This is a genomic window from Brucella daejeonensis (assembly GCF_014199265.1).
In the GTDB taxonomy this organism is placed as follows: Bacteria; Pseudomonadota; Alphaproteobacteria; order Rhizobiales; family Rhizobiaceae; genus Brucella; species Brucella daejeonensis.
The window spans coordinates 21010-42945 of the sequence record NZ_JACIJG010000025.1; the positions used below are offsets into that span (position 1 = coordinate 21010).

Genomic DNA, 21936 nt, shown 5'->3' on the forward strand with positions numbered 1-21936 from the left:
TGCCCGCAACTCTGGATACCCGGAACGCGCGAGAGGCGGAGAATCGCGAAGGCACTTCGCACCGGAAGCTATGCGGCGACCTGCGAGGCTTCTTCGAAGAAGAGCGCCTGGCTGATCAATGCCTTCACCATATCCGGGTTGAACGGCTTGGTGACGAGGAAGGTCGGCTCCGGGCGGTCGCCGGTCAGCAGACGCTCGGGAAATGCGGTGATGAAAATGACCGGGATCGCATCGTCCTGAAGGATTTCGTTCACCGCATCGATGCCGGAGCTGCCGTCGGCAAGCTGGATGTCGGCCAGCACCATGCGCGGCTTTTCCCGTTTATAGAGGGCAAGCGCCTCATCCCGGGTGCGGGCGATGCCGACCACTTCATGGCCGAGACCTTCCACCATCTGCTCGATATCCATGGCGATCAGCGGTTCGTCCTCGATGATCATGATGCGGGTCGCCACCTGACGCGAAATTTCCGCCGAGGCTACCGAGAGCGCCTGGCTCAGTTCCGCCTCGTCCAGTTCGAGAATTTCGGCGGCTTCCCGGTCGGTGAAGCCTTCCACCGCAACAAGCAGGAAGGCCTGGCGCGGCACGGGCGCGATATGGGAAAGATTGCGCGCGGCGCGCTGTTCCCAGGCTATGTCTGGCGCCTGGTCCGGCGCCGGTTCGGGCATGGGGACCGAAGCCGTCTTGTATAGATTGCAGAACAGGCGATAAAGGCCGATCCGGTCGGATGAGGCCTGCGGGAAAATGCTTACATCGGCGATCAGCGCTTCAAGGGCCGCAGCCACATAGGCGTCACCGGACGTCTGGGAGCCGGTAAGGGCGCGGGAAAAGCGACGAAGATAAGAAAGGTGCGGCGCAATACGCGTCGATAACGTCATGGTATTGGAACTCCTCAACAGCCGCATTCATCCAGAAACGCACGGGTCGGCCGGAGGGGTTTCTCCTCCTTGCCTCCCGTGCCCTGAGCGCAGCATATGATTTACATAACGGTACGTTTTGAGAAAAGTTCCGGGGGCGGTAGATATATCAGTGTCTGGATCAAAAAGCGGCATATGCGCGAAAATCGCCATTTGCTGCCGTTCATGGCGACTTTTGGTACAGACTTCAGGGAACTTTTTTGCAGCCTGAGCATTTAGTGTCGCAAGCAGGGGCTTGTTAATAGGGTAGGGCTGTTAGCCTGGAACGATCAAGATATGGCAGAAAAAGAAAACCTTCACACAAACGACGCCGGAGTAAAGTCATCCCGCCGTCTTCAGAAGGACATATTAGGACCGAATTGTGAAGTCGGATTGAAACTGAAGGCACTGTACACCTCGATACAGGATGAGACGATCCCGGACCGTTTCCTTGATCTTCTCGAAAAACTCGATCAGGCTGAACAGGAGAGCATGAGTGCGCAAAGCAATAGGTCCGTCGGTTGAAAGCAATGCAGAGTTCAAGCGCGAGCTTCTGGCATCCCTGCCGAGCCTGCGCGCCTTTGCGGTCTCGCTGATAGGCCAGCACGACAAGGCCGACGATCTTGTCCAGGATACGATCATGAAAGCCTGGGCCAAGCAGGAGTCCTTTGAAATGGGGACAAATATGAAGGCCTGGCTCTTCACCATCCTGCGCAACGAATTCTATACCCAGATGCGCAAGCGCGGCCGCGAAGTGCAGGATACGGACGGCATGTTCAGCGAGCAGCTTGCCGTGCATCCCTCGCAATATGGCACGCTCGATCTTCAGGATTTCCGCGCTGCGCTGGAGCAGTTGCCCGACGATCAGCGCGAAGCGATCATCCTGATCGGCGCGTCCGGCTTCGCCTATGAGGAGGCCGCGGAAATCTGCGGCTGCGCCGTCGGCACCATCAAGAGCCGCGTCAGCCGCGCCCGCGCGCGCCTGCAGGAAATATTGCAGATCGAGGGTGAGGGCGATTATGGCCCCGACGCCGAATCGTCGCGCGTGACGCTCAGAAGTTTCGCCTGACCCGTTCACGAAGGGTGGCGGCAAGGGATGGTTTCTGGCGGAATCATCATGGTCTGTCCCCCCCGTCATCCAGAGGAAGTGCCCTGAGCATAGCGAAGGGAACCGTCCCCACATCCCCCTCATCCAGAGGAAGTGCCCTGAGCATAGCGAAGGGAACCGTCCCCACACCCCCTCATCCTGAGGAGGTGCCCTGAGCATAGCGAAGGGAACCGTCCCCACACCCCTCATCCTGAGGAGGTGTCCTGAGCATAGCGAAGGGAACCGTCTCGAAGGACGAGGGCAAAGAAAGGCGCTCCAGTCCGGCGCGGCATTTTTCCCGAAGAAGCAAGAATTCTCTTGCCTTTTTCCGGCAAAACGGTGTGATTCTCAGCACGGGGTAGAAGCATTCACGCGGGTTTGCCCGCGACGGTTGCTTTTTGTCTCCGGCGGCTTGTAGATTAGCTATCGCTGATATTATTTGCCGTCAGAGTATTCGTTTGTTGTGGGTTGCGTCCTTGCCATCGCCTTTGATGCAGAAAGTGCTTCAATCGTCGTCGAAGCCGGTTGCGGTTGTCGTCTCGCTCGGTCTCGTGCTCTTGTCGGCCGTGATGACGCTTTTCCTGTCATCCGGGGTCAACCGGCAGGTGGTGGACATTTCGCACAATTATGCGCTGCGCCAGCAGGTGGACAAGGTTGCGCGTCTGGCCAGCAATATCGAGATGAGCCGGCGCGGCTATCTTCTCACCCTCGATGAAACCTATCTCGATCTTTACCGCGATGCGATCCAGAGCGTCGACAAGACGCTTGCCGACCTCGAGGCGCTGACGGAGCAGAACCCGTTGCAGGATGCGCGGGTCAAGCAGATCCGCGCGCTGGTCGAGCGCGAGCAGGAGGATGTGCGCCACACCGTCACGCTCGCCCAGTCCGGCGATGTCTCGGCGGCGGTGGAGAAGGTGCGCGGCGACGAGGGCAAGGTGCTGATGGACCAGCTCGCCAATACGGTCACGCAGTTCATCGACGCGGAAGAACAGCAGCTTGCCGAGCGCAATGAGCGCATCCGCCGGATGCGCTACTGGATGACGGCGACCTCCATCGTGGCGCTGGCTTCGGCGGCGATGCTGGCGATTTTGTTGTTCACGCGCGTCCAGCGTTATGCGCGGTCGATGTTCGAGGGGCAGACGGCGCTGCGGTCGGAAAAGGCGCTCCTGGAACAGCGCGTCAGGGAGCGCACGGCGGAGCTTGAGGAAGAACGGCGCATCGCCGAGCGGGAACGCCAGCGCGTCGAGCTTCTGCTACAGGATACCAATCACCGCATCGGCAATTCGCTGGCCACGGTTTCGTCCCTGCTCGGGCTTCAGATGCGCCAGACGCACAGCGAGGACGCCCGCGCGGCGCTTGCCGCCGCCCGCGACCGCGTCCAGACCGTATCGACGGCGCACCGGCGGCTTCGGCTGGGCGAGGATATGGAATCGGCCCGGGTCGACGATTTCCTCGGAACGGTCATCAACGATATTCGCAGCGCCATCGGGCAGGACAAAAGGATCGAATTTTCGACCGACTTCGCGCCGCTCGATCTCAAGGCGCGCGATGTGACGACCATCGGCATCATCCTCGGCGAGCTTGTCACCAATGCGATCAAGCACGCTTTCAGGGGGCGGCCGGACGGCAATATCCATATCAGCCTGAAACCGGGCGAGGATTCGGTTCCGGTGCTCGTGGTCGAGGATGACGGGATCGGTTTCGATCTGGAGCGGCACAGCGAAAAGAACGGTCTGGGCACGCTGGTGGTCGAGCAGCTTTGCATGCAGTTCGGCGAGAAGCCGGTCTATTGCAGGAGCGAAAGCGGTGCCGGGACGAGGGTCGTGGTTCGCCTGTCCTCTCTGGTGGATTGCTCCGGGAACGCATCAGGCAAATAATATCAGGACCGCCGGGCTGGCTACTCATGAGACGCCGGCCCATTACGGCATCTAATCTTTCGGCGGCTGCTTCTTCTTGTCGGAAAGAAGCGAGACCAGCGCTATTCCGGCGAGCGGCAGGGCGGCGGCGAGGATCGGGCGCTTCAGGATGGCGGGCACGGTGGCGATTGCCGCGGCTGCGATCATTGCCGATTTGTCTGCCTCGATCTTTTCCTTGCGTTTTCTGGCTTCCGCCGCGGCCTGAATTTTCAGGACTGCGAGAATGATGAGCGCCAGAATGAGCGACAGGGCCGCGAGAATGAGCGCGGCCAGCGGACCGCCGTAATTTTCCGCCAGCGCCAGAAAGGCGGCGACGCAGAGAAAGGTGATGGCGATGATCGCGAGCACGGCGACGACCGCGCCGAAGATCGCCGCGCGCCTGGCCTGACCGGCGGCGAATTTCAGTTCCTCGCCCGCCATGGCGGACAACAGGGGCAGGAGCGCTTTCAGCATGGCACGCCTCAGCGGCGCGAGAGAAGGGCCAGCAGATAGCCGACGCCGAGCGCGGCGGCGAGCGAGGCAAGCGGGCGTTCGCGCACCGTTGCCGTCAGTTGCGCCTCCACGTCCTCAGCCTTGCTGCGCAAATCGTCGATGACGTCTTCGCCGCGATCGTGGGCGCTGCGATAGGTGTCCGTCGCGCTGCGTTTTGCATCGCGGACGGTCTGCGAGCCGAGATTGGCAAGTGTCGCCGCAATGGCCGCGATGTCTTCCTTGAGCTGCTCGACCTGCGCCTGCAGGTCCTGCGTGCTGGCATCGGTCAGCGCTTCCTCGATCTTGCTTGTCTTCTCGGATGCACGCGCCATGTCAGGTCTCCTGTTCTTTCGGCTTGTGGGCCGCTTGTCCGGCCCCGTTATCCCCGGCGGATTTTCCAGATAACGTGTGGCCGGGCGAATGGTTGCACGCGAAGCGATGGTCCGGCAGGTGCGGCGGCGCGTGATTAAGGCAAAACGAGGGCAAGCCCGCTTTTCGCGGTCAATGACCATCGTACCATACGGAAACGGCTTCCGTTTGCATCCGCAATTGCGGCAAATTCATGGCAAAATTATGTAGAATGCGGCTTTCCGGTGTCGAAATCGGGGCAGAAGATGCCTGGTAGCGATCGCTTTCGATCAGGCGAGCAGCAGATATGCCGCACCGGCAAGCATGATGACCGCCAGCCCGACATGGCTCGTCCTGAGCGCGCGCGGCTGTATCGGCAGCGGATCGTCGTTTCCGGCCATGGCCGTCCGCGCCGCATTTTCGAGCGCCTGGATGTCCTTGAGCATCATCTGCATGTCCTCCGGAATTCCGGCGAGGCCGGAAAAGTATTCCCTCCCGCGCGCCCCGGATTTCCGGTTCGATTCCAGTTCCCGAGCGCTCCTGTCCGTCCTATCAGGTCTGATTTGGAGAGATTGTGCAACTGTCAAAAAGGGGTTGGCAAAAAATAGTTCCGGTTCGGCATTCCTGACCCGCATTCCCGGACAAGTGTGCACTTCAGGGATGCAATCCAGTGGTGTGAAATGGCCGCAAATCTTCAAACATGACTTGATTCATCATATTATTGGGAGTTAAGAAGGTTCAAACGACCGGCGCGGCGGCCAAAAAAAGCCGGTTTGCGTGGATTTGAACAATCAAAAGGCGAAGAAAATGACTGGTTTCTGGCGAAAAGGCTTCATGGCTGCGGCGATGGGCATCGGCTTGCTGGGCGCGGTTTCCGCATTTGCCCAGAACGCATCTCCCTCGACGAATACGCCTGCCGCCGCGACGCCAGCCCCGGCAGCGAGCGCTCCGGTCGTGCAGGCTTCCCCTGCCTCCGAACCGGCGCAGCCGCAGTCTGCCGCACCGGCATCCGCTGCAAGCGAAAAGGGGCCGATCCTGCCGCACGATCTTTCGCCATGGGGCATGTTCATGGCTGCCGATCGGGTGGTGAAGGCTGTCATGATCGGTCTGGCGCTTGCCTCGCTCGCCACATGGACGGTGTGGGTCGCCAAGTCGCTGGAGCTTGCCGGTGCCCGCAGTCGCGCCCATAAGGCCTTGAAAATCATAGGTCATTCGGCAACGCTGTCAGAAGCTGCCCGCGCGCTGGAGGACGCGAAAGGCCCCGGTGCGATACTGGTGCGCGCGGCGGAAGACGAGGTTCGTCTTTCGGTGCCCGCCCTGGTGCGGGTCGGCGGCGAGGGACTGAAAGAGCGCGTTTCCTCGCGCCTGTCGCGCATCGAGGCGAAAGCGGGCCGTCGGCTTTCCAAGGGCACGGGCGTTCTCGCCACCATCGGTTCAGTCGCGCCTTTCGTCGGCCTGTTCGGGACGGTCTGGGGCATCATGAATTCCTTCATCAATATCAGCCAGGCACAGACCACCAACCTCGCCGTGGTGGCGCCGGGCATTGCCGAAGCCCTGCTTGCGACGGCCATCGGCCTCGTCGCGGCCATTCCCGCCGTGGTGATCTACAATGTGTTCGCCCGTTCCATCACCGGCTATCGCGCGCTTTTGGCCGATGCCTCGGCGGGCGTCGAGCGCCTCGTCAGCCGCGATCTCGATTTCAGGGCGGCGGGTGTGCGCGAAGGCACGCTGCACGCAGCGGAGTAAGCACGATGGCCGGTAAAATCCGCGAAGGCGGCGGCGACGATCTCGAACTGAACCACGAGATCAATGTAACGCCCTTCATCGACGTGATGCTGGTGCTGCTGATCATCTTCATGGTGGCGGCGCCGCTGGCCACGGTGGATGTGAAGGTGGACCTGCCCGCCTCGACGGCGGCGCCCGCGCCGCGCCCCGACAAGCCGCTTTATGTGACGCTGAAGGAAGACCTCAGCGTCAGCGTCGGCAATGATGTCGTTGCCCGCGAGCGTCTGGGCGCTGCGCTCGACGGCCTGTCGGAAAAGAACAGGGAGGCCCGCATTTTCCTGCGCGCCGACAAGAATGTCGGTTATGGCGAACTGATGCGCGTGATGAACCTCCTGCGCGAAGCGGGCTATCTGAAGATCGCGCTGGTGGGACTTGAAACCGTTGGCGCCGAGGCCGCCGGGACGGCCCCCGCGACTGCGACGCCCGCACAGCCTTCCGCCGTACAACCTTCTACTGCACCGGCATCGCAGGGAGCCGCGCAATGAATGCCCTCCCGCCCGAGCATCCCCCGATAAAGGCGGCTTCCGCCGATATTCACCATCATTCCTTCTGGCATGATGCGGGGCGCTGGATCGGCGCGGGCATTCTCGTCCTGACGGTTCACGCCGCCGGGGCCTATGCAATCCACATGGCGCAGGAAGAAGACCTGCCCGACGGTTCGCAGGTGGCCGCGATGGTGGTGGAGCTTGCGCCGGAGCCGGAAGCGCCGGTGGAAGAACAGGTGACGGAAGAGGTCCAGCCGGAAACCGCCGAAGCGCCGCAGGAGGAGCCGACGCCACCCGAACCGGAAGAGGTCACGCCGCCTGAACCTGCGCCGGAGCCGCAGGCGCTCCAGGAGCCGGAAGAGGTCGTGCCGGACGTAGTGGAGGCCGAGAAGCCTGAGGTTGCCGTTCCGCTGCCGGTCGAAAAACCCGACATGAAGCCGGAACCCGAACCGGAACCAAAGCCCGAACCCAAGAAGGTCGAAAAGCCGAAGCCGCAAAAGATCACGAAGCCAAAGCCGAAAAAGGCCGAAAAAGCGCCGGAAACCCGCAAGGCCAGCGCACCGCGCATGGATGCGGATGCCGGGGCAAGGGCAAAGGCGAACCGCCGTGGCAAGAACGCGGCCTCGGCCGGTGTCTCTACTGCCAAGTGGACGTCGAAGCTTCAGTCGCATATGGCGCGCAATGTTCGCTTCCTGCAACGCAAATCGCGCAATGCGAAGGGGCTGGTGCAGGTCACTTTCGTGATCGACCCTTCCGGCAATGTGCTTTCGGCCCGCCTGGCGGGGTCGTCCGGCAATTCGCAGGTCGATCAGCTCGCGCTGGAAGCGGCGCGCCGGGCTTCACCCGTACCGGCACCGCCTGCGGCGCTGGCCAAGGCGCGGATGCCTATCACCTTGCCGCTGCTGTTCAAATGAGCAAGTCGCGAAGCCGGTCCGGGTGGATCGGCTTTTGCTTTGAAACCATCGGCTATTCGACAAGTCCGAACATTGGCCCATATCCGCCATGCCATGAAATATCGTTCCGGCCCATGTCGGGCGCATAGAGGCCCGCGCCGCCGCCGCCATCGAGAAACAGGGCGTCGGGACATTTCAGGCGATCGCGGAAAAGCCGCGCGAAATCGTGAAAATTGACCGCATCTTCGCTGACCGCGAAGCGGATCGCACCGGCCTCGCAGACCCCGACGCCGCCGCGCCGTGTCCTGTCGGTCGAGCCGACGATGAAAATGGGGTTGATCCTGTCGCGGATCACCAGCATGGGGCCGGACTGGGTGGCAAGCCGCGTTTTGGGGTGCAGTTCGAGGAACCGTTCGGTGGGCAAGATTCCGGTACCCGATTCGCCGAGATAGAAAATGCCGTTGGGTTTCTTGTAAAAATTCGGCAGGGGACCGGATGTCTTCGCGGGCGTCGTCCTGTTTACCGGGCGCAGTTCGCGGCCATTTTCGACATAAAGGCCCATCGGTGAAAAATCGCGCTGATACATTCCGGCATTGAGCGCGAAAACCAGATTTTGGCCCCGGCTTGCGGCAGCGTCGGCCAGTTTTGAAAAATTGCGATATGGTTCATCGTCGCCATTCTTCCAGAACAGATGCAAGCCTGTTGCTCCGGCCCCGGCATCGCAGACGATATAATCCGTGTTTTCAAAGGTTTCGCTGTTGCACGCCTCGGTGCGGCCGGGCTGCGTCAGGACTATCGTCGCGGCAAACGCCAGAGCGGCGGCGGACAGGTGCTTCTTGAGGAGAATCATCGGTGCGCTGCCTTCCGGTTCGTATTCGCTACTCCGATGACAGTGCCACGGCGGGGAGAAGACGTGAAGCCTTGCGCGCGGGCAGGAAGCCGAAGATGAGGCCGGTCGCGAAGGCGCAGGCAAAGGCAAGCAGGACCGGGTCGAGGCTATAGCCGACCGGAAGCCCGGCCCAGCCCGCGATCGCGGTGGCCGCAAGCCCCAGCGCGACGCCAAACGCACCGCCGATGGCCGAGACGGTGACCGCCTCGGTGATGAATTGCAGCAGGATATCGCGCCGCCGCGCGCCGGTCGCCATGCGCACGCCGATTTCGCGGGTGCGCTCGGTCACGCTCACCAGCATGATGTTCATGACCCCGATGCCGCCGACCAGAAGCGAAATGGCGGCGACCGATCCCAGAAATACCGTCATCGTGCTGCCCATCGCCGCCGCGTCGTCGCGGATGGAGGACATATTGGTGATCATCGTGTCGCGCTTCTTGTGGCGCTGGTCGAGGAGAGCCTGAATTTGCTCCTGTGTCGTGTTGATAAGGTTGGAATCCTTCACCTGCACGGTGATGGTGCGCACATATTTCTGGCCGAACAGCCGCAGATTGCCGGTTGAAAGCGGCACGACCACCACGTCGTCCTGATCCGAGCCGCCGAAACCGGCGCCCTTCGGCTCCAGCGTTCCGATCACCTGAAAGGGGATTTTCTGGATCAGAATATACTGGCCGACCGGATTGCTGCCGTCGGGAAACAGCGTCTTGACGACGGTCGCGCCCAGAACGGCGACGGGCGTGTAGCTGTCGATGTCATGCCGGGTGATGAAGTCGCCGGTCGCGATCTTCCACGACTTGGCCTCGGAAAAGGCGGGCACGGTGCCGTTTGCCTGCGACTGGTAATCGACATTGCCGCGCCGCAGCGTCACCGTGCCGGTGACTTCGGGCACGGCGCTGCGCACATTGGGCAGTTCCAGAATGGCGGTGGCGTCTTCCGGCACCAGCGTCGCAATCGAGCCGGACCCGCGAAAGCCCGCCATGGCCGGGCGCACGAGGATGAGATCGGTGCCCATCGCATTGATGCGGTCGAGGATGGAGTTCTGCGCGCCGGTGCCGATGGCGAGCATCGTCACCACGGAGCTGACGCCGATGATGATGCCGAGCAGGGTGAGGACGGTGCGGAAGATGTTGGCCTTCAGCGCGCGCAGCGCCATTTTCACCGCTTCCGAGACATCGGCGATGCGGGCGGAGCTGCCGTCGAGATTCTGGCGGAGGCGGAGAGGAGCCCCGGCATCGGGAATGGCCCGCTTTATCGTGTCGGACAGTATCTGTCCGTCGCGGATTTCGATCAGCCGGTCGGCGCGTTCGGCCACCTCGCGGGCATGGGTGATGACGATGACCGTATGGCCCTGCGCGTGCATGGAGCGCAGCAGTTCCATCACGTCCTCGCCGCTCTGGCTGTCGAGCGCGCCGGTCGGTTCGTCGGCAAGGATGATGCGTCCGCCATTCATCAGCGCGCGGGCGATGGAAACGCGCTGTTGCTGGCCGCCGGAAAGCTGGTTCGGGCGGTGGTCGAGCCGGTCGCCCAGCTTCAGCGTATTGAGCAGTTCGGCGGCGCGCGCTTGGCGTTCGGCTGCGGGCAGGCCCGCGTAGATCGCCGGCACTTCGACATTTTCCTGCGCCGTCGAGGTGGAGATGAGATTGTAGCTCTGGAAGACGAAGCCGAAAGTGCGGCGGCGCAACGCGGCAAGCGCATCGGCATCGAGCGTCGAAACATCCTCGCCGTCGAGCAGATATTGCCCGCCGCTCGGACTGTCGAGACAGCCCAGAATATTCATCAGCGTCGACTTGCCGGAGCCGGAAGCGCCCATGATGGCGACGAATTCGCCCGCTTCGATGTCGAGCGAAATGCCGTGCAGCACCTCCACGGCAAGATCGCCATTGTGGTAGGTCTTGCGGATATCGGTGAGCCTGACAAGCGGCGCGTCCTGCATGGCGGAACCCATCAGAACAGCCGCATCCGGGGCCTGCGACCGCTCTGGCCCGCGGCGGCTTCGGAAGCGCTGGAGGCGCTGGTGACGACGACGTGATCGCCTTCTTCCAGCCCGCTTTTGATCTCGGCCTGCACGCGGTTGCGCACGCCGACCTCGACCGGGCGTTCCACGATGGAGCCGCCCTTGTCGACCACGCTGACGGAAGCCTGCGGTTTGCCGCGCGTGCCTTCGCCGCCCGCGCGTTTGTAGGAGAGGGCGGAGGTCGGGACCAGAAGCACGTTCTTCTCTTCGCCCAGAATGAAATAGACCTGCGCGCTCATATTGATCATCAGTTCGCCGGTCGGGTTCGGCACGTCGAACAGGGCATAATAGAGCACGACATTGTTTTCGGTCGCGGGCGTCGGCTTGATCTGGCGCAGCGTGCCGGTAAAGCGCTTTTCAGGCTGGCCGAGCAGGGTGAAATAGACCGGCATTCCGGGCTTCAGCCTGCCGATATCGGCCTCGGAGACCTGCGCTTCCACCGTCATGACCTTGAGATCGGCGACGGTGACGATGGTCGGCGCGCTCTGCACCGCGTTCAGCGTTTCGCCTTCCTTGGCGGCCTGATCGACGACCGTGCCTTCCATGGGACTGTAAATCTTGGTGTAGCCGAGATCGACCCTGTCGCTTGCAAGCTGGGCTTGCTGCTGGCGAATCTGTGCGCCGAGCGCCTTCACGTCGGCATCGGCCATGGCGAGGTCGGCATCGGCCTGATCGACGGTCGCCTGCGATACGCCGCGCGTGGCCAGAAGCGAACGCTGGCGCGTCGCATTGGCTTTTTTGAGCGTGAGCTGCGCCTGTTTGCTCAGGAGCTGCGCCTTGAGATTGTCGAGCTGGGCGCTGGCGATCTCCACCTTCTTCTCGAAAGGCGAGGGATCGATTTCGGCGATGAGCTGGCCCTGCGTGACCGCGTCGCCCACCTCGACCTTCACGCTCTTCAACTGGCCGGAGACCTGCGCGCCGACATTGATGCTGCGCAGCGCGCTGAGCGTTCCGACGGCGGTGATGGCGTTTTCGATATCGCCGCGCGCGACGGTTTCGGCAAGATAACTGCTCTTCTGCCCGCCCGCTTCGCCGGAACCGTAGAAATACCAGCCCGCGCCCGCGACCACGGCGGCGACCGGCAACCACAGCCACCAGCGGCGCGCGCCTCGCTGTGCAGGCTTCGGCGGCGGTGCCTTTTGCTGCCCGGTTTTGGAAGTGTCGGAAGTTGTAAGCACCGTCAAACCCTCAAACTATGCGATCAGGCGTTCCTGCAAGCATATCTATGTATGGTTGCTCCCTATTTCATCTTAATTATTTGTCATGCAAAAAAGCCCGGCAGGGCCGGGCTTTTGCGGAAGCGCATGTCGCTTTTTGATTCGGGTCGCTCAGGCGGTGCCGGTCGAGCCGAACCCGCCCGCGCCGCGCGCCGTTTCGCCCGCTTCCGCGCGTTCCTCGATCTTCGGCTGGATAACCGGCGCAAAAACGGCCTGCGCGATGCGCATACCGCGCTCGATGCGGAAATCGTCGTCACCCAGATTGACGAGCAGGACCTTCACCTCGCCGCGATAGTCGGAATCGATGGTGCCGGGCGTGTTGAGGCAGGTGATGCCGCTTTTGAAGGCAAGGCCGGAGCGCGGGCGGATCTGTACCTCGAAGCCTTCGGGGATTTCGAAGATCAGGCCGGTCGGCACCAGCGTGCGGCGACCCGGCAGGAGAACGATCTGGCGGTCTTCGGCCACGGCGGCGCGCAGGTCCATGCCGGCCGAACCGGACGTCTCATAGGACGGGAGTTCGAGATCCCCGGCATGTTCCAGGCGGACGATACCGAGTGTGGGTGCGCAAGAGGATGCTGCGGTCATGAGGGAGCCTTTCCTGCAAGAATTCAGTTGGCCTGCGAGACATTGTTCCGAACCACGCATCCTGCCCGGAAGTATACACGGCTTTCCCGGCACGCTTCCGGCGATGCGCTCAAATTGGCGACGCTCATACGTGAAAACCAATCAAAGGTGTACCGTCTATTTGCGGTTTTGCAATGATAGTACGGCACAGGGTCATGTTTTTTATTCAGGCTCGGAGCGGAACAGCCGTCGTTTCCTTGATTTCCTCCATCACGAAGGATGCCGAGACGTCCGAGAGCGGCACGCTGGCGATCAGCCGCTGGTAGAGCCGGTCATAGGCCTTGACGTCCGATACGCGCGCCTTCAGCACATAATCGAGATCGCCTGTCATGCGGTAGACGCCGACGATTTCGGGAAAGCGGGCCATGGCGGTGCGGAATTTCTCCAGCCAGTCGGGATCGTGGCTCGACGTGCGCACCAGAATGAAGACCGACAGGCCGCACCCGGCCAGTTCCGCATCCACCAGGGCGACGCGGCCCTTGATGATGCCCCCGTCCTCCATGCGCTTCACCCGCCGCCAGCAGGCATTGCGCGAGAGATTGACCCTTTCGGAAAGGGAATCGACCGACAGTGTGCCGTCACTTTGCAGCTCGGCAAGGATTTTACGGTCAATATCGTCCATATTTGCGCTCATGACGGGATGATTGTCCCAATATAAAGCTCAATGCAAGGATAATTTGAGATTTCATCTCCCGATGTTTCGTTAAAATGATTTTCCAGAAAAGGCGTTTTGCGCCCGATAAACGGGACCCATAAACGGGAACGAATTGCTCAACAATGGGAGTTTTTCAATGACGGCACGTATTACCCGCCTCTTCACCGACCATCCCTCATCGGTCGATGAAACCTATTTCGAGCATATGCTTTTTGCATCACGTTTCTCGGCAAAATTGTTTGGAGCGGCGCTTGCTGCACTGGTCCATGCAATTTTGCCGTTTTTATTCGAGAAGACGGCGAGCACGATCGTTCGCCAGCTTTATGAGCGGACGCATAACCGGGGCCGGTAATCGCCGGATGGAAAATGTGTCGTTGGGCCGCCTATCTGGGACCTGAAACCTATCTGGAAGACGTCATATCGTCTCCCTGCCATTCGCTCGTGGCGCAGAGCCACGATGCGCATGAAGCCAAGACGCGCACCAATGGCGACGGATTCGGCGTCGCCTGGTACGGCCATCGCGATGAGCCGGGCCTTTATCGGGATATTCTGCCCGCCTGGTCGGACCAGAACCTGCGCAGCCTCGCGGGGCAGATACGCTCGCGCCTTTTTCTGGCGCATGTGCGCGCATCGACCGGCGGGCTGACCAGCCGGTCCAACTGTCACCCCTTCGTTTCGGGCCGCTGGAGCTTCATGCATAACGGCCAGATCGGCAGTTTCGACCGGCTGCGCCGCCGTCTGGAAAGCCATCTGAGTGACGCGATCTACGGGCAGAAGCACGGCGCGACCGATTCAGAACTGATTTTTCTGCTGATGTTGGAATTCGGGCTCGACAGCGATCCGGTTCTGGCCATGAAGCGCATGGTCGCGACCGTCATGGAAGAAGCGGTTCGCGTCGGCGTACCGCCCTTCCTGCGGCTCACGGCGGCCTTTTCAGACGGTAATCAGCTCTATGCGATACGCTATGCCACCGACGCCTTCGCGCCGACGCTCTATACGGCGACGCTCGGCGGATCGTCGGGCATATGCGTGGTGTCGGAACCGCTCGACGGCGAAGCGGCCAACTGGATGGCGGTCCCCGCCAACAGTTTCGTCACCGTCTCGCGGCGGGGGCGCATCGCCATCGATGGTTTTGAAGGACCGGTATCACGCCCGCAGGAAGCTGTCATACGGGCGTGAAAGTGCAATTGCGGGGTCAGGCGTTGCCGATCAATATGCCTGCCGCCAGAACCAGTCCGCCGCCAAGAACGACCTGAAGGACGGAGCGCAGGAACGGCGTTTCCATATAGCGGTTCTGGATGAAGGCAATCGCCCAAAGCTCGAAGAACACCAGAACGGCGGCGAAGATCGTCGCGCTCCAGAAATCGCTGATCAGATAGGGCAGCGTATGGCCGAGACCGCCCAGCGCCGTCATGATGCCGCTGGCAAGCCCGCGCTTGACCGGCGATCCGCGGCCCGACAATTTGCCGTCATCGTGGATGGCTTCGGTAAAGCCCATCGAAATACCCGCGCCCACCGAGGCGGAAAGGCCGACCAGAAAGGTCTGCCAGGTGTCCTGCGTGGCGAAGGCGGCAGCGAAGATCGGCGCGAGCGTCGAAACGGAGCCGTCCATCAGGCCCGCAAGGCCGGGCTGGACATAGGTGAGGATGAACTGCTTGCGCTCAAGCGCGCGTTCCTCGTCCTGCACCTCATCGGGCGTCAGTTCGTTTTCGAGCCGCTCCGCGGTCGCCTCGTGCTTCTTTTCCTGCAAGGCAAGATCGCCGAGAAGCTTGCGGGTCTCCGCATCGGTCACGCGCTTGGCGGCTTCGATATAGAAGCGATAGGCCTGCTCTTCCATTTGCGAGGCGGCCTCGCGCACCGTGTCGATGCCGAGCGGCCGCACCAGCCAGTCAGGCTTGCGGTCGTAATAGCCGCTGACATGCTCGCGGCGGATCAGCGGAATATTGTCGCCGAAACGCGCCTGAAAACGCGCGATCAGCGCGTCGCGATGGCCATGCTCTTCCGCAGCCATTTCCTCGAAAATCTTCGCCGATTGCGGAAACTCGTCACGCAGGCCGTCGGCATAGGCGAGATAGATGCGCGCATCGTCCTCCTCGGACGATATGGCCAGCGCCAATATCTCCTGTTCGGAAAGCGAATCGAAAGGGCGGCGGTCATTGCGGAAGAAACGGCTCAGCATGTGGGAATACCAGAATCCTTGTACCCGCCCCGATTCGGGCGATGGATATAATTTAGAATTGTTCTAAACAATAGAATTTACGCTGCGGAAGTCAAGCCTTGCATCTCCCCCTGAATCTCCCAATGAGGTTTTGCGACGATAAGATCAGGCATTTTTGCTCATATCGAACCGCATATTAATGGGGCCCAACAGCCTTGCAGTATGGGGTGGTTTGGCGCAATAACGTTTTTCACATCTCGCATCCCGTTTTCATGACAGAAAAGCAAGACAAGATGGTTTCGACAATCATTCATGCGCAGGATAATGCCCCGCGTCCACTGAACCGCAAGGACTTTCGCACGCTGGGCCTTTCGGCGCTTGGCGGCGCGCTGGAATTTTACGATTTCATCATTTTCGTCTTCTTCGCCAGCGTGATCGGACACCTGTTCTTTCCGCCGGACATGCCCGAATGGCTGGTGCTGATCCAGACATTCGGCATTTTCGCCGCCGGTTATCTCGTGCGCCCGGTCGGCGGCATCGTGCTTGCCCATTTCGGCGACAGGTTCGGCCGCAAGCGCGTCTTCGCCTTTTCGGTTTTCCTGATGTCGATCTCGACGCTGGCCATGGCCTGCCTGCCGACCTATGCGACCTTCGGCGTCGGTGCGCCGGTCCTGCTCATCGTCTTCCGCATGTTGCAGGGGGCGGCCATCGGCGGTGAAGTGCCGGGCGCGTGGACCTTCGTGGCAGAGCATGTGCCCGCCAATCGCGTCGGCATGGCCTGCGGCTTCCTGTGTTCCGGCCTCACCCTCGGCATCCTGATCGGGTCGCTGATCGCGACCGCCATCAACTGGATTTTCACGCCGGAAGAACTGGCGGGCTATGCGTGGCGCATTCCCTTCTTCATCGGTGGTCTCTTCGGCCTGCTTGCGGTCTATCTGCGCCGCTGGCTGGCTGAAACGCCGATCTTCACCGAGATGAAGAACAGCCGTCTCCTGAAGGACAAGCTGCCGCTCGGCACCGTGCTGCGCAGCCATATGCATGGCGTGGTCGTTTCGGTGCTCCTGACCTGGATCCTGTCGGCGGGCATCGTCGTCACCACGCTGATGACCGCGACCTTCCTGCAAAAGCTCTATGGCTATACGCCGCTGCAATCGCTGGCGGCGACCAGTTTCGGCACGCTGTTCCTGATGTTCGGCACGGTTGCGGCGGGCGCGATCGTTGACCGGATCGGCAGCGGGCGCTTCTTCGCCGGCGCTGGCATTTTCTTCGGTGTCGCTACTTTCGTTTTCTACACCTATGCCGCCGTTTCCCTGCCGGTCCTGTTCGCGCTCTACGCGGTGATGGGGCTTTCGGTCGGCATGGTCGGCGCCGTGCCTTATGTGATGGTGCGCGCCTTTCCGGCGCCGGTGCGTTTTTCGGGCCTGTCGTTCTCGTATAATGTTTCCTACGCGGTTTTCGGCGGGCTGACGCCGGTCATCGTCACCTCGTTTCTGGCCGTCAACCCGATGGCTCATGCCTGGTATCTGGTGTTCATCGCCGGGCTGACCTGCGCGCTCGGCTTTTACCTGATGGCGCGCGCTGACAGGATAGAAGGCGAGATCGGTTTGGTTGGGTCGCCGACCGGGAACGCCGTTCCACAGGTGAGCTAATGATAAGGGCCGCGAAAGCGGCCCTCATTTTATTTAGTGTGCGGCGAGAGTTGCGGCACCGAGTTCCTTATCGTGGACGGCAAAGCGGTCGATCATGTCGGCACTGGCTTCGTTGAAGCCGATCACCGAGACGTCGGTGCCGTTGGCGCGATATTTCAACACGACCTTGTCGAGTGCGCCGACGGAAGTGATGTCCCACAGATGCGCGTGGCCGACATCTATCGTCACCTTCCTTGCGGGTGTCGAGAAATCGAAAGCGGCAATGAAGCTCTGTGCCGAAGCAAAGAAAATCTGGCCCCGGACAACATAGGTGCGTTCGCTGCCGTCTTCATTCGCGGTTTCCGTCACGTGGAACATTCTGGCGACCTTGCCCGCGAAGAACACGCCAGAAAGCAGCACGCCGACCAGAACACCCATGGCGAGATCACGGGTGGAGACAACCGTTACCACCGTCGCCAGCATGACGACGGAGGACGATGCCGGATTACGGCGCAGGTCGCGGATGGAACGCCAGGAAAACGTGCCGATCGATACCATGATCATGACCGCCACCAGAGCGGCCATCGGGACGATGCGCACCAGATCGTCGAGAACCAGAATCAGGAAGAGCAGGAACGCCCCGGCGACGAAGGTCGAAAGCCGGCCCCTGCCGCCGGAAGAAACATTGATCACCGACTGGCCGATCATGGCGCAGCCACCCATGCCGCCGACCAAGGCGGAAGCGATATTGCTCGTGCCCTGACCGATGCATTCCTGGCTCTTGTTGCTGCCGGTATCCGTCATGTCATCGACAATCTGGGCGGTCATCAGCGATTCGAGCAGGCCGACAGCGGCGAGCGTGATCGAATAGGGCAGGATGATCTCCAGCGTCTCGAGCGTGAGCGGTACCTGCGGCAGGGCGAAGATCGGCAGCGAGGAGGGGAGTTCTCCCAGATCGCCGACCGTGCGCAGGTCCATGCCGGACGACCACGCAAGCGCTGTCAGGACAGCAATGGCGACAAGAGGCGAGGGAATCGCTTTGGTGACGCGCGGGAAGAGATAGATGATGGCGAGGCCGCCCGCGATCATCCAGTAGGTCTGCACGGGAACATTGATAAGTTCCGGGAGCTGCGCCATGAAAATGAGGATTGCCAGCGCGTTCACGAAGCCGGTGATGACCGAGCGTGAAACGAAACGCATCAGGCGCCCGAGCTTCAGAAAGCCCGCGACGATCTGCAAGATGCCCATAAGGATCGTGGCCGCGAAGAGATATTGCAGGCCGTGTTCCTTGACGAGCGAGACCATCACCACCGCCGTCGCGGCGGTCGCGGCGGAGATCATGCCGGGGCGTCCGCCGGTGAAGGCCGACACACAGGCGATGGCGAAGGAGGCGAAGAGGCCGACTTTCGGATCGACGCCGGCGATGACCGAAAAGCCGATGGCTTCGGGGATGAGGGCAAGCGCTACCACGATGCCGGAAAGAATATCGCCGCGAATATTGGAGAACCACTCGCGGCGGTAGGCAGCAAGACGTGTCATTGAATTTTCCGCAAATATAAAACGGACAGGAATGCCCGTATCAACATGGCCGATTGTAGAAATGGGGGATGTTGTTGCGTTGTCTGGCGGATAGGCGGCCAGAAGAGCCACCCGGGCTTTCACCGGGTCCTTGCGAATGATGTCGTATAAACAAAAAGAACGCCGCAAGGCAATAAGCTGCGGCGTTCTTTCTCGAACGGCAATAGTGTTTAGAGAATCTTCTGCATGAACAGGAGATCGAGCCAGCGCCCGAATTTCTGGCCGACCTGTTTCAGCGTTCCGCATTCCTCGAAGCCCTGCGAGCGGTGCAGGGCAATGGAGGCGGCGTTGCCCGCCTCGATGCCAGCCACCAGCACATGGACTTTTCGCGTGCGCGCTTCCTCGACAAGTTCCGCCAGAAGCGCGCGGCCGATGCCGCCGCCGCGGGCGTCGCTTGCCACATAGACCGACAGTTCGGACGAATGCCGGAACCCTTCGAAGGGGCGGAAGGGGCCGTAGCTCGCATAGCCCAGCACCGCGCCGTCGCGGGTCGCGACCAGCACCGGAAAGCCGTCGCGGTTACGGTTTTCCAGCCATTGGCGGCGGTTTTCCAGATCGACGAGCGTTTCATTCCAGATGGCGAGCGTGTTTTCGACCGCATCATTATAGATGGCGAGTAGGGCGGGCAGGTCGGCTTCCGTCGCGTGGCGGATCAGGAGGGGCATTTCAGGGGCCTTTGTCGGTGAGCGATAGTTTTTACTGAAATAGTCTTCTTGATCCGCGATGTAAAAGAAAACGGCGGGATTTCTCCCGCCGTCAACATATTGCATCCATTTGCCAGGCATAGAGTATTCTTTTCCCTCATCCTGAGGTGCGGAGCGAAGCGAAGCCTCGAAGGGCTGAGGGAAAACGCACAATGTTCCCTTATGCTTCGACGGGCTCGGGGTGGTACGATTGCCGTCGCGTCGCTCATGCCCCCTCAGCCCTTCGAGACGGTTTCCTTCGCTACACTCAGGACACCTCCTCAGGATGAGGGGGAGAGAGAACCTCACGAGGCCTGTTTCAGCTCCAGACGGCGGCGATGCAGGACCGGTTCGGTGTAGCCGTTCGGCTGTTCGCGACCCTTGAAGACCAGGTCACAGGCCGCCTGGAAGGCGATGGACTTGTCGAAATCGGCTGCCATCGGGCGGTAGAGCGGATCGCCTTCATTCTGTTTGTCCACCACAGCGGCCATGCGCTGCATGGTTTCCATGACCTGATTTTCCGAAACCACGCCGTGATAAAGCCAGTTGGCGATGTGCTGCGCGGAAATGCGCAGGGTTGCACGATCTTCCATCAGGCCGACATTGTTGATGTCGGGAACCTTGGAGCAACCGACGCCCTGATCGACCCAGCGCACGACATAGCCCAGAATGCCTTGCGCATTGTTGTCGATCTCTTTCTGAATGTCTTCCGGCGTCCAGTTCGGGCGGCTTGCCACCGGCACGGACAGGATGTCGTCGAGCTTGGCGCGCGGACGGCTTTTCAGGGTCGCCTGAACGGCTGCAACATCGATCTGGTGGTAATGCGTGGCGTGCAGCGTGGCGGCGGTCGGCGAGGGCACCCATGCGGTGTTGGCGCCAGCCTTGGGATGGCCTATCTTCTGCTCCAGCATCGCGGCCATCAGGTCGGGCATGGCCCACATGCCTTTGCCGATCTGCGCATGGCCTGAAAGGCCGCATTCCAGACCGATATCGACGTTCCACTGTTCGTAGGCGCCGATCCACGCGGCCTGCTTCATGTCGCCCTTGCGGATCATCGGGCCAGCTTCCATCGAGGTGTGGATTTCATCGCCGGTGCGGTCGAGGAAGCCGGTATTGATGAAGACGACGCGATCTTTTGCGGCGCGGATGGCTTCCTTGAGGTTGACCGTCGTGCGGCGTTCCTCGTCCATGATGCCGATCTTCAGCGTGTTCGGCTTCATGCCGAGCATTTCTTCCGTGCGGGTGAAAAGCTCGTTGGCGAAAGCCACTTCTTCCGGCCCGTGCATCTTCGGCTTGACGATATAGACCGAGCCTTCGCGCGAATTCATGTGGCGACCGTTCGGGCCGATATCGTGCAGCGCGATGAGGCTCGTAAAGGCGGCATCCATGATGCCTTCGGGCACTTCATTGCCTTCGGCGTCCAGAATGGCCGGATTGGTCATCAGGTGGCCGACATTGCGCACCAGCATCAGCGAACGGCCTTTCAGCGTCAGGTCGGAGCCGTCGGCGGCCTTGTAAGCCCGGTCGCCATTGAGGCGGCGGGTCATCTGCCTGCCGTTCTTCTCGAATGTGTCTTCCAGCTTGCCATTCATCAGGCCGAGCCAGTTGCGATAGGCCGCAACCTTGTCCTCGGCGTCGACGGCGGCAATCGAATCCTCGCAATCCTGAATCGTGCTGATGGCCGATTCCAGAACCATGTCGGCAATATGCGCCGGATCGGTCTTGCCGATCGGATGGTCGGCATTGACGACGATATCGACATGCATGTTGTTTTTCGCCAGCAGCACATTGGTCGGGCTGGCCTCGTCGCCATTATAGCCCTTGAACTGGCTGGCGTCTTTCAGAGCGGTTGCCGAACCGTTCGTGAGCGCGATTTCAAGCTGACCACTCTTAACGGCAAGGCCTGCAACATCGGCCCACGTGCCGGAAGCAAGCGGTGTGCTTTCGTCGAGGAAAGCCTTCGCCCATGCAATGACCTTTTCGCCGCGCTTCGGATTGTAGCCCTTGCCCTTTTCCGCGCCATCGGCTTCGGAAATGGCGTCGGTGCCATAAAGCGCGTCATAGAGCGAACCCCAACGGGCATTGGCGGCATTGAGCGCATAGCGCGCATTCATAACCGGGACGACGAGCTGTGGACCGGCAATACGGGTGATTTCCGGATCGACATTGGCGGTTGAAACCGTGAAGGCGCCGCCTTCCGGCAGGAGATAGCCGATTTCTTTCAGGAACTGCTGGTATTCGGCCTGCGAATAGCCCTTGTCGCGGTTCTGCTTGTACCAGTCGTCGATCCTGGCTTGCAGATCGTCACGCTTTTTCAGGAGGGCGCGGTTTTTCGGAGCAAGATCGCGAACGATTGCGGCAAACCCCTTCCAGAACTTCTCCGGCTCCACGCCGGTGCCGGGCGCGGCTTCCCCGGCCAGAAATTCCACCAGCTCAGGGGCAACACGCAAACCTTCGATCTCGACGTAATTGCTCATTGCTTGGCCTCCTTCAGAATAAACAGTTCCACCCGGCCTTCTTCAAGGCTGGTTACATATGTTCCTTGAACCGCTTTGGCGCAGTTTCGTCAATTGGCCGTTCGGCACATCATTTGTGACGCAGCGGCGAAAATC

General features: G+C 61.1%; 22 protein-coding genes and 1 other annotated feature. Of the genes, 9 read left to right on the forward strand and 13 right to left on the reverse strand.

From position 1 onward, the window contains the following. Positions 1-68: 68 nt before the first annotated feature. Positions 69-875, reverse strand: a complete 807-nt coding sequence (locus FHS76_RS20130) for a response regulator (protein WP_183657237.1) — start codon at positions 873-875, stop codon at positions 69-71. Positions 876-1190: 315 nt separating this feature from the next. Between FHS76_RS20130 and FHS76_RS20135 the strand changes: the two genes are divergently transcribed. The 3 genes from FHS76_RS20135 (at position 1191) to FHS76_RS20145 (ending at position 3857) form a co-directional block, all read left to right on the forward strand. Beyond that, the gene (locus FHS76_RS20135; protein WP_183657240.1) at positions 1191-1418 is read left to right on the forward strand and encodes a NepR family anti-sigma factor; all 228 of its coding nucleotides are present in this window, start codon (positions 1191-1193) and stop codon (positions 1416-1418) included. Beyond that, the gene (locus FHS76_RS20140) at positions 1390-1962 is read left to right on the forward strand and encodes an RNA polymerase sigma factor (protein ID WP_183657244.1); all 573 of its coding nucleotides are present in this window, start codon (positions 1390-1392) and stop codon (positions 1960-1962) included. The genes FHS76_RS20135 and FHS76_RS20140 overlap by 29 nt, the downstream gene beginning before the upstream one ends. A gap of 509 nt (positions 1963-2471) precedes the next feature. Further along, a complete protein-coding gene (locus FHS76_RS20145; RefSeq protein ID WP_374828654.1) occupies positions 2472-3857 on the forward strand; it encodes a sensor histidine kinase in 1386 nt (461 codons plus the stop codon). Between the two features lie 51 nt (positions 3858-3908). Here the strand turns inward: FHS76_RS20145 and FHS76_RS20150 are convergent, their stop codons facing one another. The 3 genes from FHS76_RS20150 to FHS76_RS20160 form a co-directional block, all read right to left on the reverse strand. Then, positions 3909-4349 (reverse strand): phage holin family protein, encoded by a 441-nt coding sequence (locus tag FHS76_RS20150; RefSeq protein WP_183657250.1) that lies wholly within the window; start codon positions 4347-4349, stop codon positions 3909-3911. Between the two features lie 8 nt (positions 4350-4357). After that, positions 4358-4699 carry a DUF883 family protein gene (locus tag FHS76_RS20155; protein WP_183657253.1) on the reverse strand — a complete coding sequence of 114 codons (342 nt, stop codon included), beginning with the start codon at positions 4697-4699 and terminating at the stop codon, positions 4358-4360. A gap of 306 nt (positions 4700-5005) precedes the next feature. After that, positions 5006-5164 (reverse strand): hypothetical protein, encoded by a 159-nt coding sequence (locus tag FHS76_RS20160; protein ID WP_183657257.1) that lies wholly within the window; start codon positions 5162-5164, stop codon positions 5006-5008. A 358-nt stretch (positions 5165-5522) separates the two neighbouring features. Here FHS76_RS20160 and exbB point away from each other — a divergent pair, with 358 nt between their 5' ends. Genes exbB through FHS76_RS20175 form a run of 3 tightly spaced genes read left to right on the forward strand, consistent with a single transcriptional unit; the run spans position 5523 to position 7899 of the window. Next, on the forward strand, positions 5523-6461 hold the full coding sequence (gene exbB / locus FHS76_RS20165) for a tonB-system energizer ExbB (protein WP_183657260.1): 939 nt from the start codon (positions 5523-5525) through the stop codon (positions 6459-6461). Between the two features lie 5 nt (positions 6462-6466). Further along, positions 6467-6985: a TonB system transport protein ExbD gene (exbD, locus tag FHS76_RS20170; protein ID WP_183657263.1), complete on the forward strand. Its 519-nt coding sequence runs from the start codon at positions 6467-6469 to the stop codon at positions 6983-6985. Next, entirely contained in the window at positions 6982-7899 is a 918-nt protein-coding gene (locus FHS76_RS20175; RefSeq protein ID WP_183657266.1) for an energy transducer TonB family protein, read from the forward strand. The genes exbD and FHS76_RS20175 overlap by 4 nt, the downstream gene beginning before the upstream one ends. Positions 7900-7951: 52 nt before the next feature. Here FHS76_RS20175 and FHS76_RS20180 read toward each other — a convergent pair whose 3' ends face one another. The 5 genes from FHS76_RS20180 to FHS76_RS20200 all read right to left on the reverse strand — a co-directional run bounded on the left by FHS76_RS20180 (position 7952) and on the right by FHS76_RS20200 (position 13256). After that, on the reverse strand, positions 7952-8728 hold the full coding sequence (locus tag FHS76_RS20180; protein ID WP_183657283.1) for a phosphodiester glycosidase family protein: 777 nt from the start codon (positions 8726-8728) through the stop codon (positions 7952-7954). Positions 8729-8756: 28 nt separating this feature from the next. Beyond that, entirely contained in the window at positions 8757-10712 is a 1956-nt protein-coding gene (locus FHS76_RS20185; RefSeq protein ID WP_183657287.1) for a MacB family efflux pump subunit, read from the reverse strand. Beyond that, positions 10712-11959 (reverse strand): efflux RND transporter periplasmic adaptor subunit, encoded by a 1248-nt coding sequence (locus FHS76_RS20190; RefSeq protein WP_183657290.1) that lies wholly within the window; start codon positions 11957-11959, stop codon positions 10712-10714. The genes FHS76_RS20185 and FHS76_RS20190 overlap by 1 nt, the downstream gene beginning before the upstream one ends. A gap of 150 nt (positions 11960-12109) precedes the next feature. Next, positions 12110-12583: a dUTP diphosphatase gene (gene dut / locus FHS76_RS20195; RefSeq protein ID WP_183657293.1), complete on the reverse strand. Its 474-nt coding sequence runs from the start codon at positions 12581-12583 to the stop codon at positions 12110-12112. 205 nt (positions 12584-12788) lie between these two features. Continuing rightward, positions 12789-13256 (reverse strand): Lrp/AsnC family transcriptional regulator, encoded by a 468-nt coding sequence (locus tag FHS76_RS20200; RefSeq protein WP_183657297.1) that lies wholly within the window; start codon positions 13254-13256, stop codon positions 12789-12791. Between the two features lie 157 nt (positions 13257-13413). On the opposite strand from FHS76_RS20200, the gene FHS76_RS20205 reads away from it, so the two are divergent. Beyond that, complete coding sequence (locus tag FHS76_RS20205) at positions 13414-13629, forward strand: DUF6356 family protein (protein ID WP_183657300.1); 216 nt, start codon at positions 13414-13416, stop codon at positions 13627-13629. 14 nt (positions 13630-13643) lie between these two features. Next, positions 13644-14456: a class II glutamine amidotransferase gene (locus tag FHS76_RS20210; protein ID WP_183657303.1), complete on the forward strand. Its 813-nt coding sequence runs from the start codon at positions 13644-13646 to the stop codon at positions 14454-14456. A gap of 16 nt (positions 14457-14472) precedes the next feature. Here FHS76_RS20210 and mbfA read toward each other — a convergent pair whose 3' ends face one another. Continuing rightward, positions 14473-15456 (reverse strand): iron exporter MbfA, encoded by a 984-nt coding sequence (gene mbfA, locus FHS76_RS20215; RefSeq protein WP_183657306.1) that lies wholly within the window; start codon positions 15454-15456, stop codon positions 14473-14475. Between the two features lie 272 nt (positions 15457-15728). Between mbfA and FHS76_RS20220 the strand changes: the two genes are divergently transcribed. Next, the gene (locus FHS76_RS20220) at positions 15729-17084 is read left to right on the forward strand and encodes an MFS transporter (RefSeq protein WP_183657338.1); all 1356 of its coding nucleotides are present in this window, start codon (positions 15729-15731) and stop codon (positions 17082-17084) included. 33 nt (positions 17085-17117) lie between these two features. Here the strand turns inward: FHS76_RS20220 and FHS76_RS20225 are convergent, their stop codons facing one another. The 3 genes from FHS76_RS20225 to FHS76_RS20235 all read right to left on the reverse strand — a co-directional run bounded on the left by FHS76_RS20225 (position 17118) and on the right by FHS76_RS20235 (position 21801). Next, a complete protein-coding gene (locus tag FHS76_RS20225) occupies positions 17118-18602 on the reverse strand; it encodes a SulP family inorganic anion transporter (RefSeq protein WP_183657308.1) in 1485 nt (494 codons plus the stop codon). A 77-nt stretch (positions 18603-18679) separates the two neighbouring features. Continuing rightward, positions 18680-18735 (reverse strand) — a sequence feature (sul1 is cis-regulatory element that is thought to sense ions involved in sulfur or methionine metabolism; They are found in Alphaproteobacteria). Positions 18736-18811: 76 nt separating this feature from the next. After that, the gene (locus FHS76_RS20230) at positions 18812-19306 is read right to left on the reverse strand and encodes a GNAT family N-acetyltransferase (RefSeq protein ID WP_183657311.1); all 495 of its coding nucleotides are present in this window, start codon (positions 19304-19306) and stop codon (positions 18812-18814) included. A gap of 323 nt (positions 19307-19629) precedes the next feature. Next, on the reverse strand, positions 19630-21801 hold the full coding sequence (locus FHS76_RS20235) for a malate synthase G (RefSeq protein WP_183657314.1): 2172 nt from the start codon (positions 21799-21801) through the stop codon (positions 19630-19632). Positions 21802-21936: the final 135 nt, after the last annotated feature.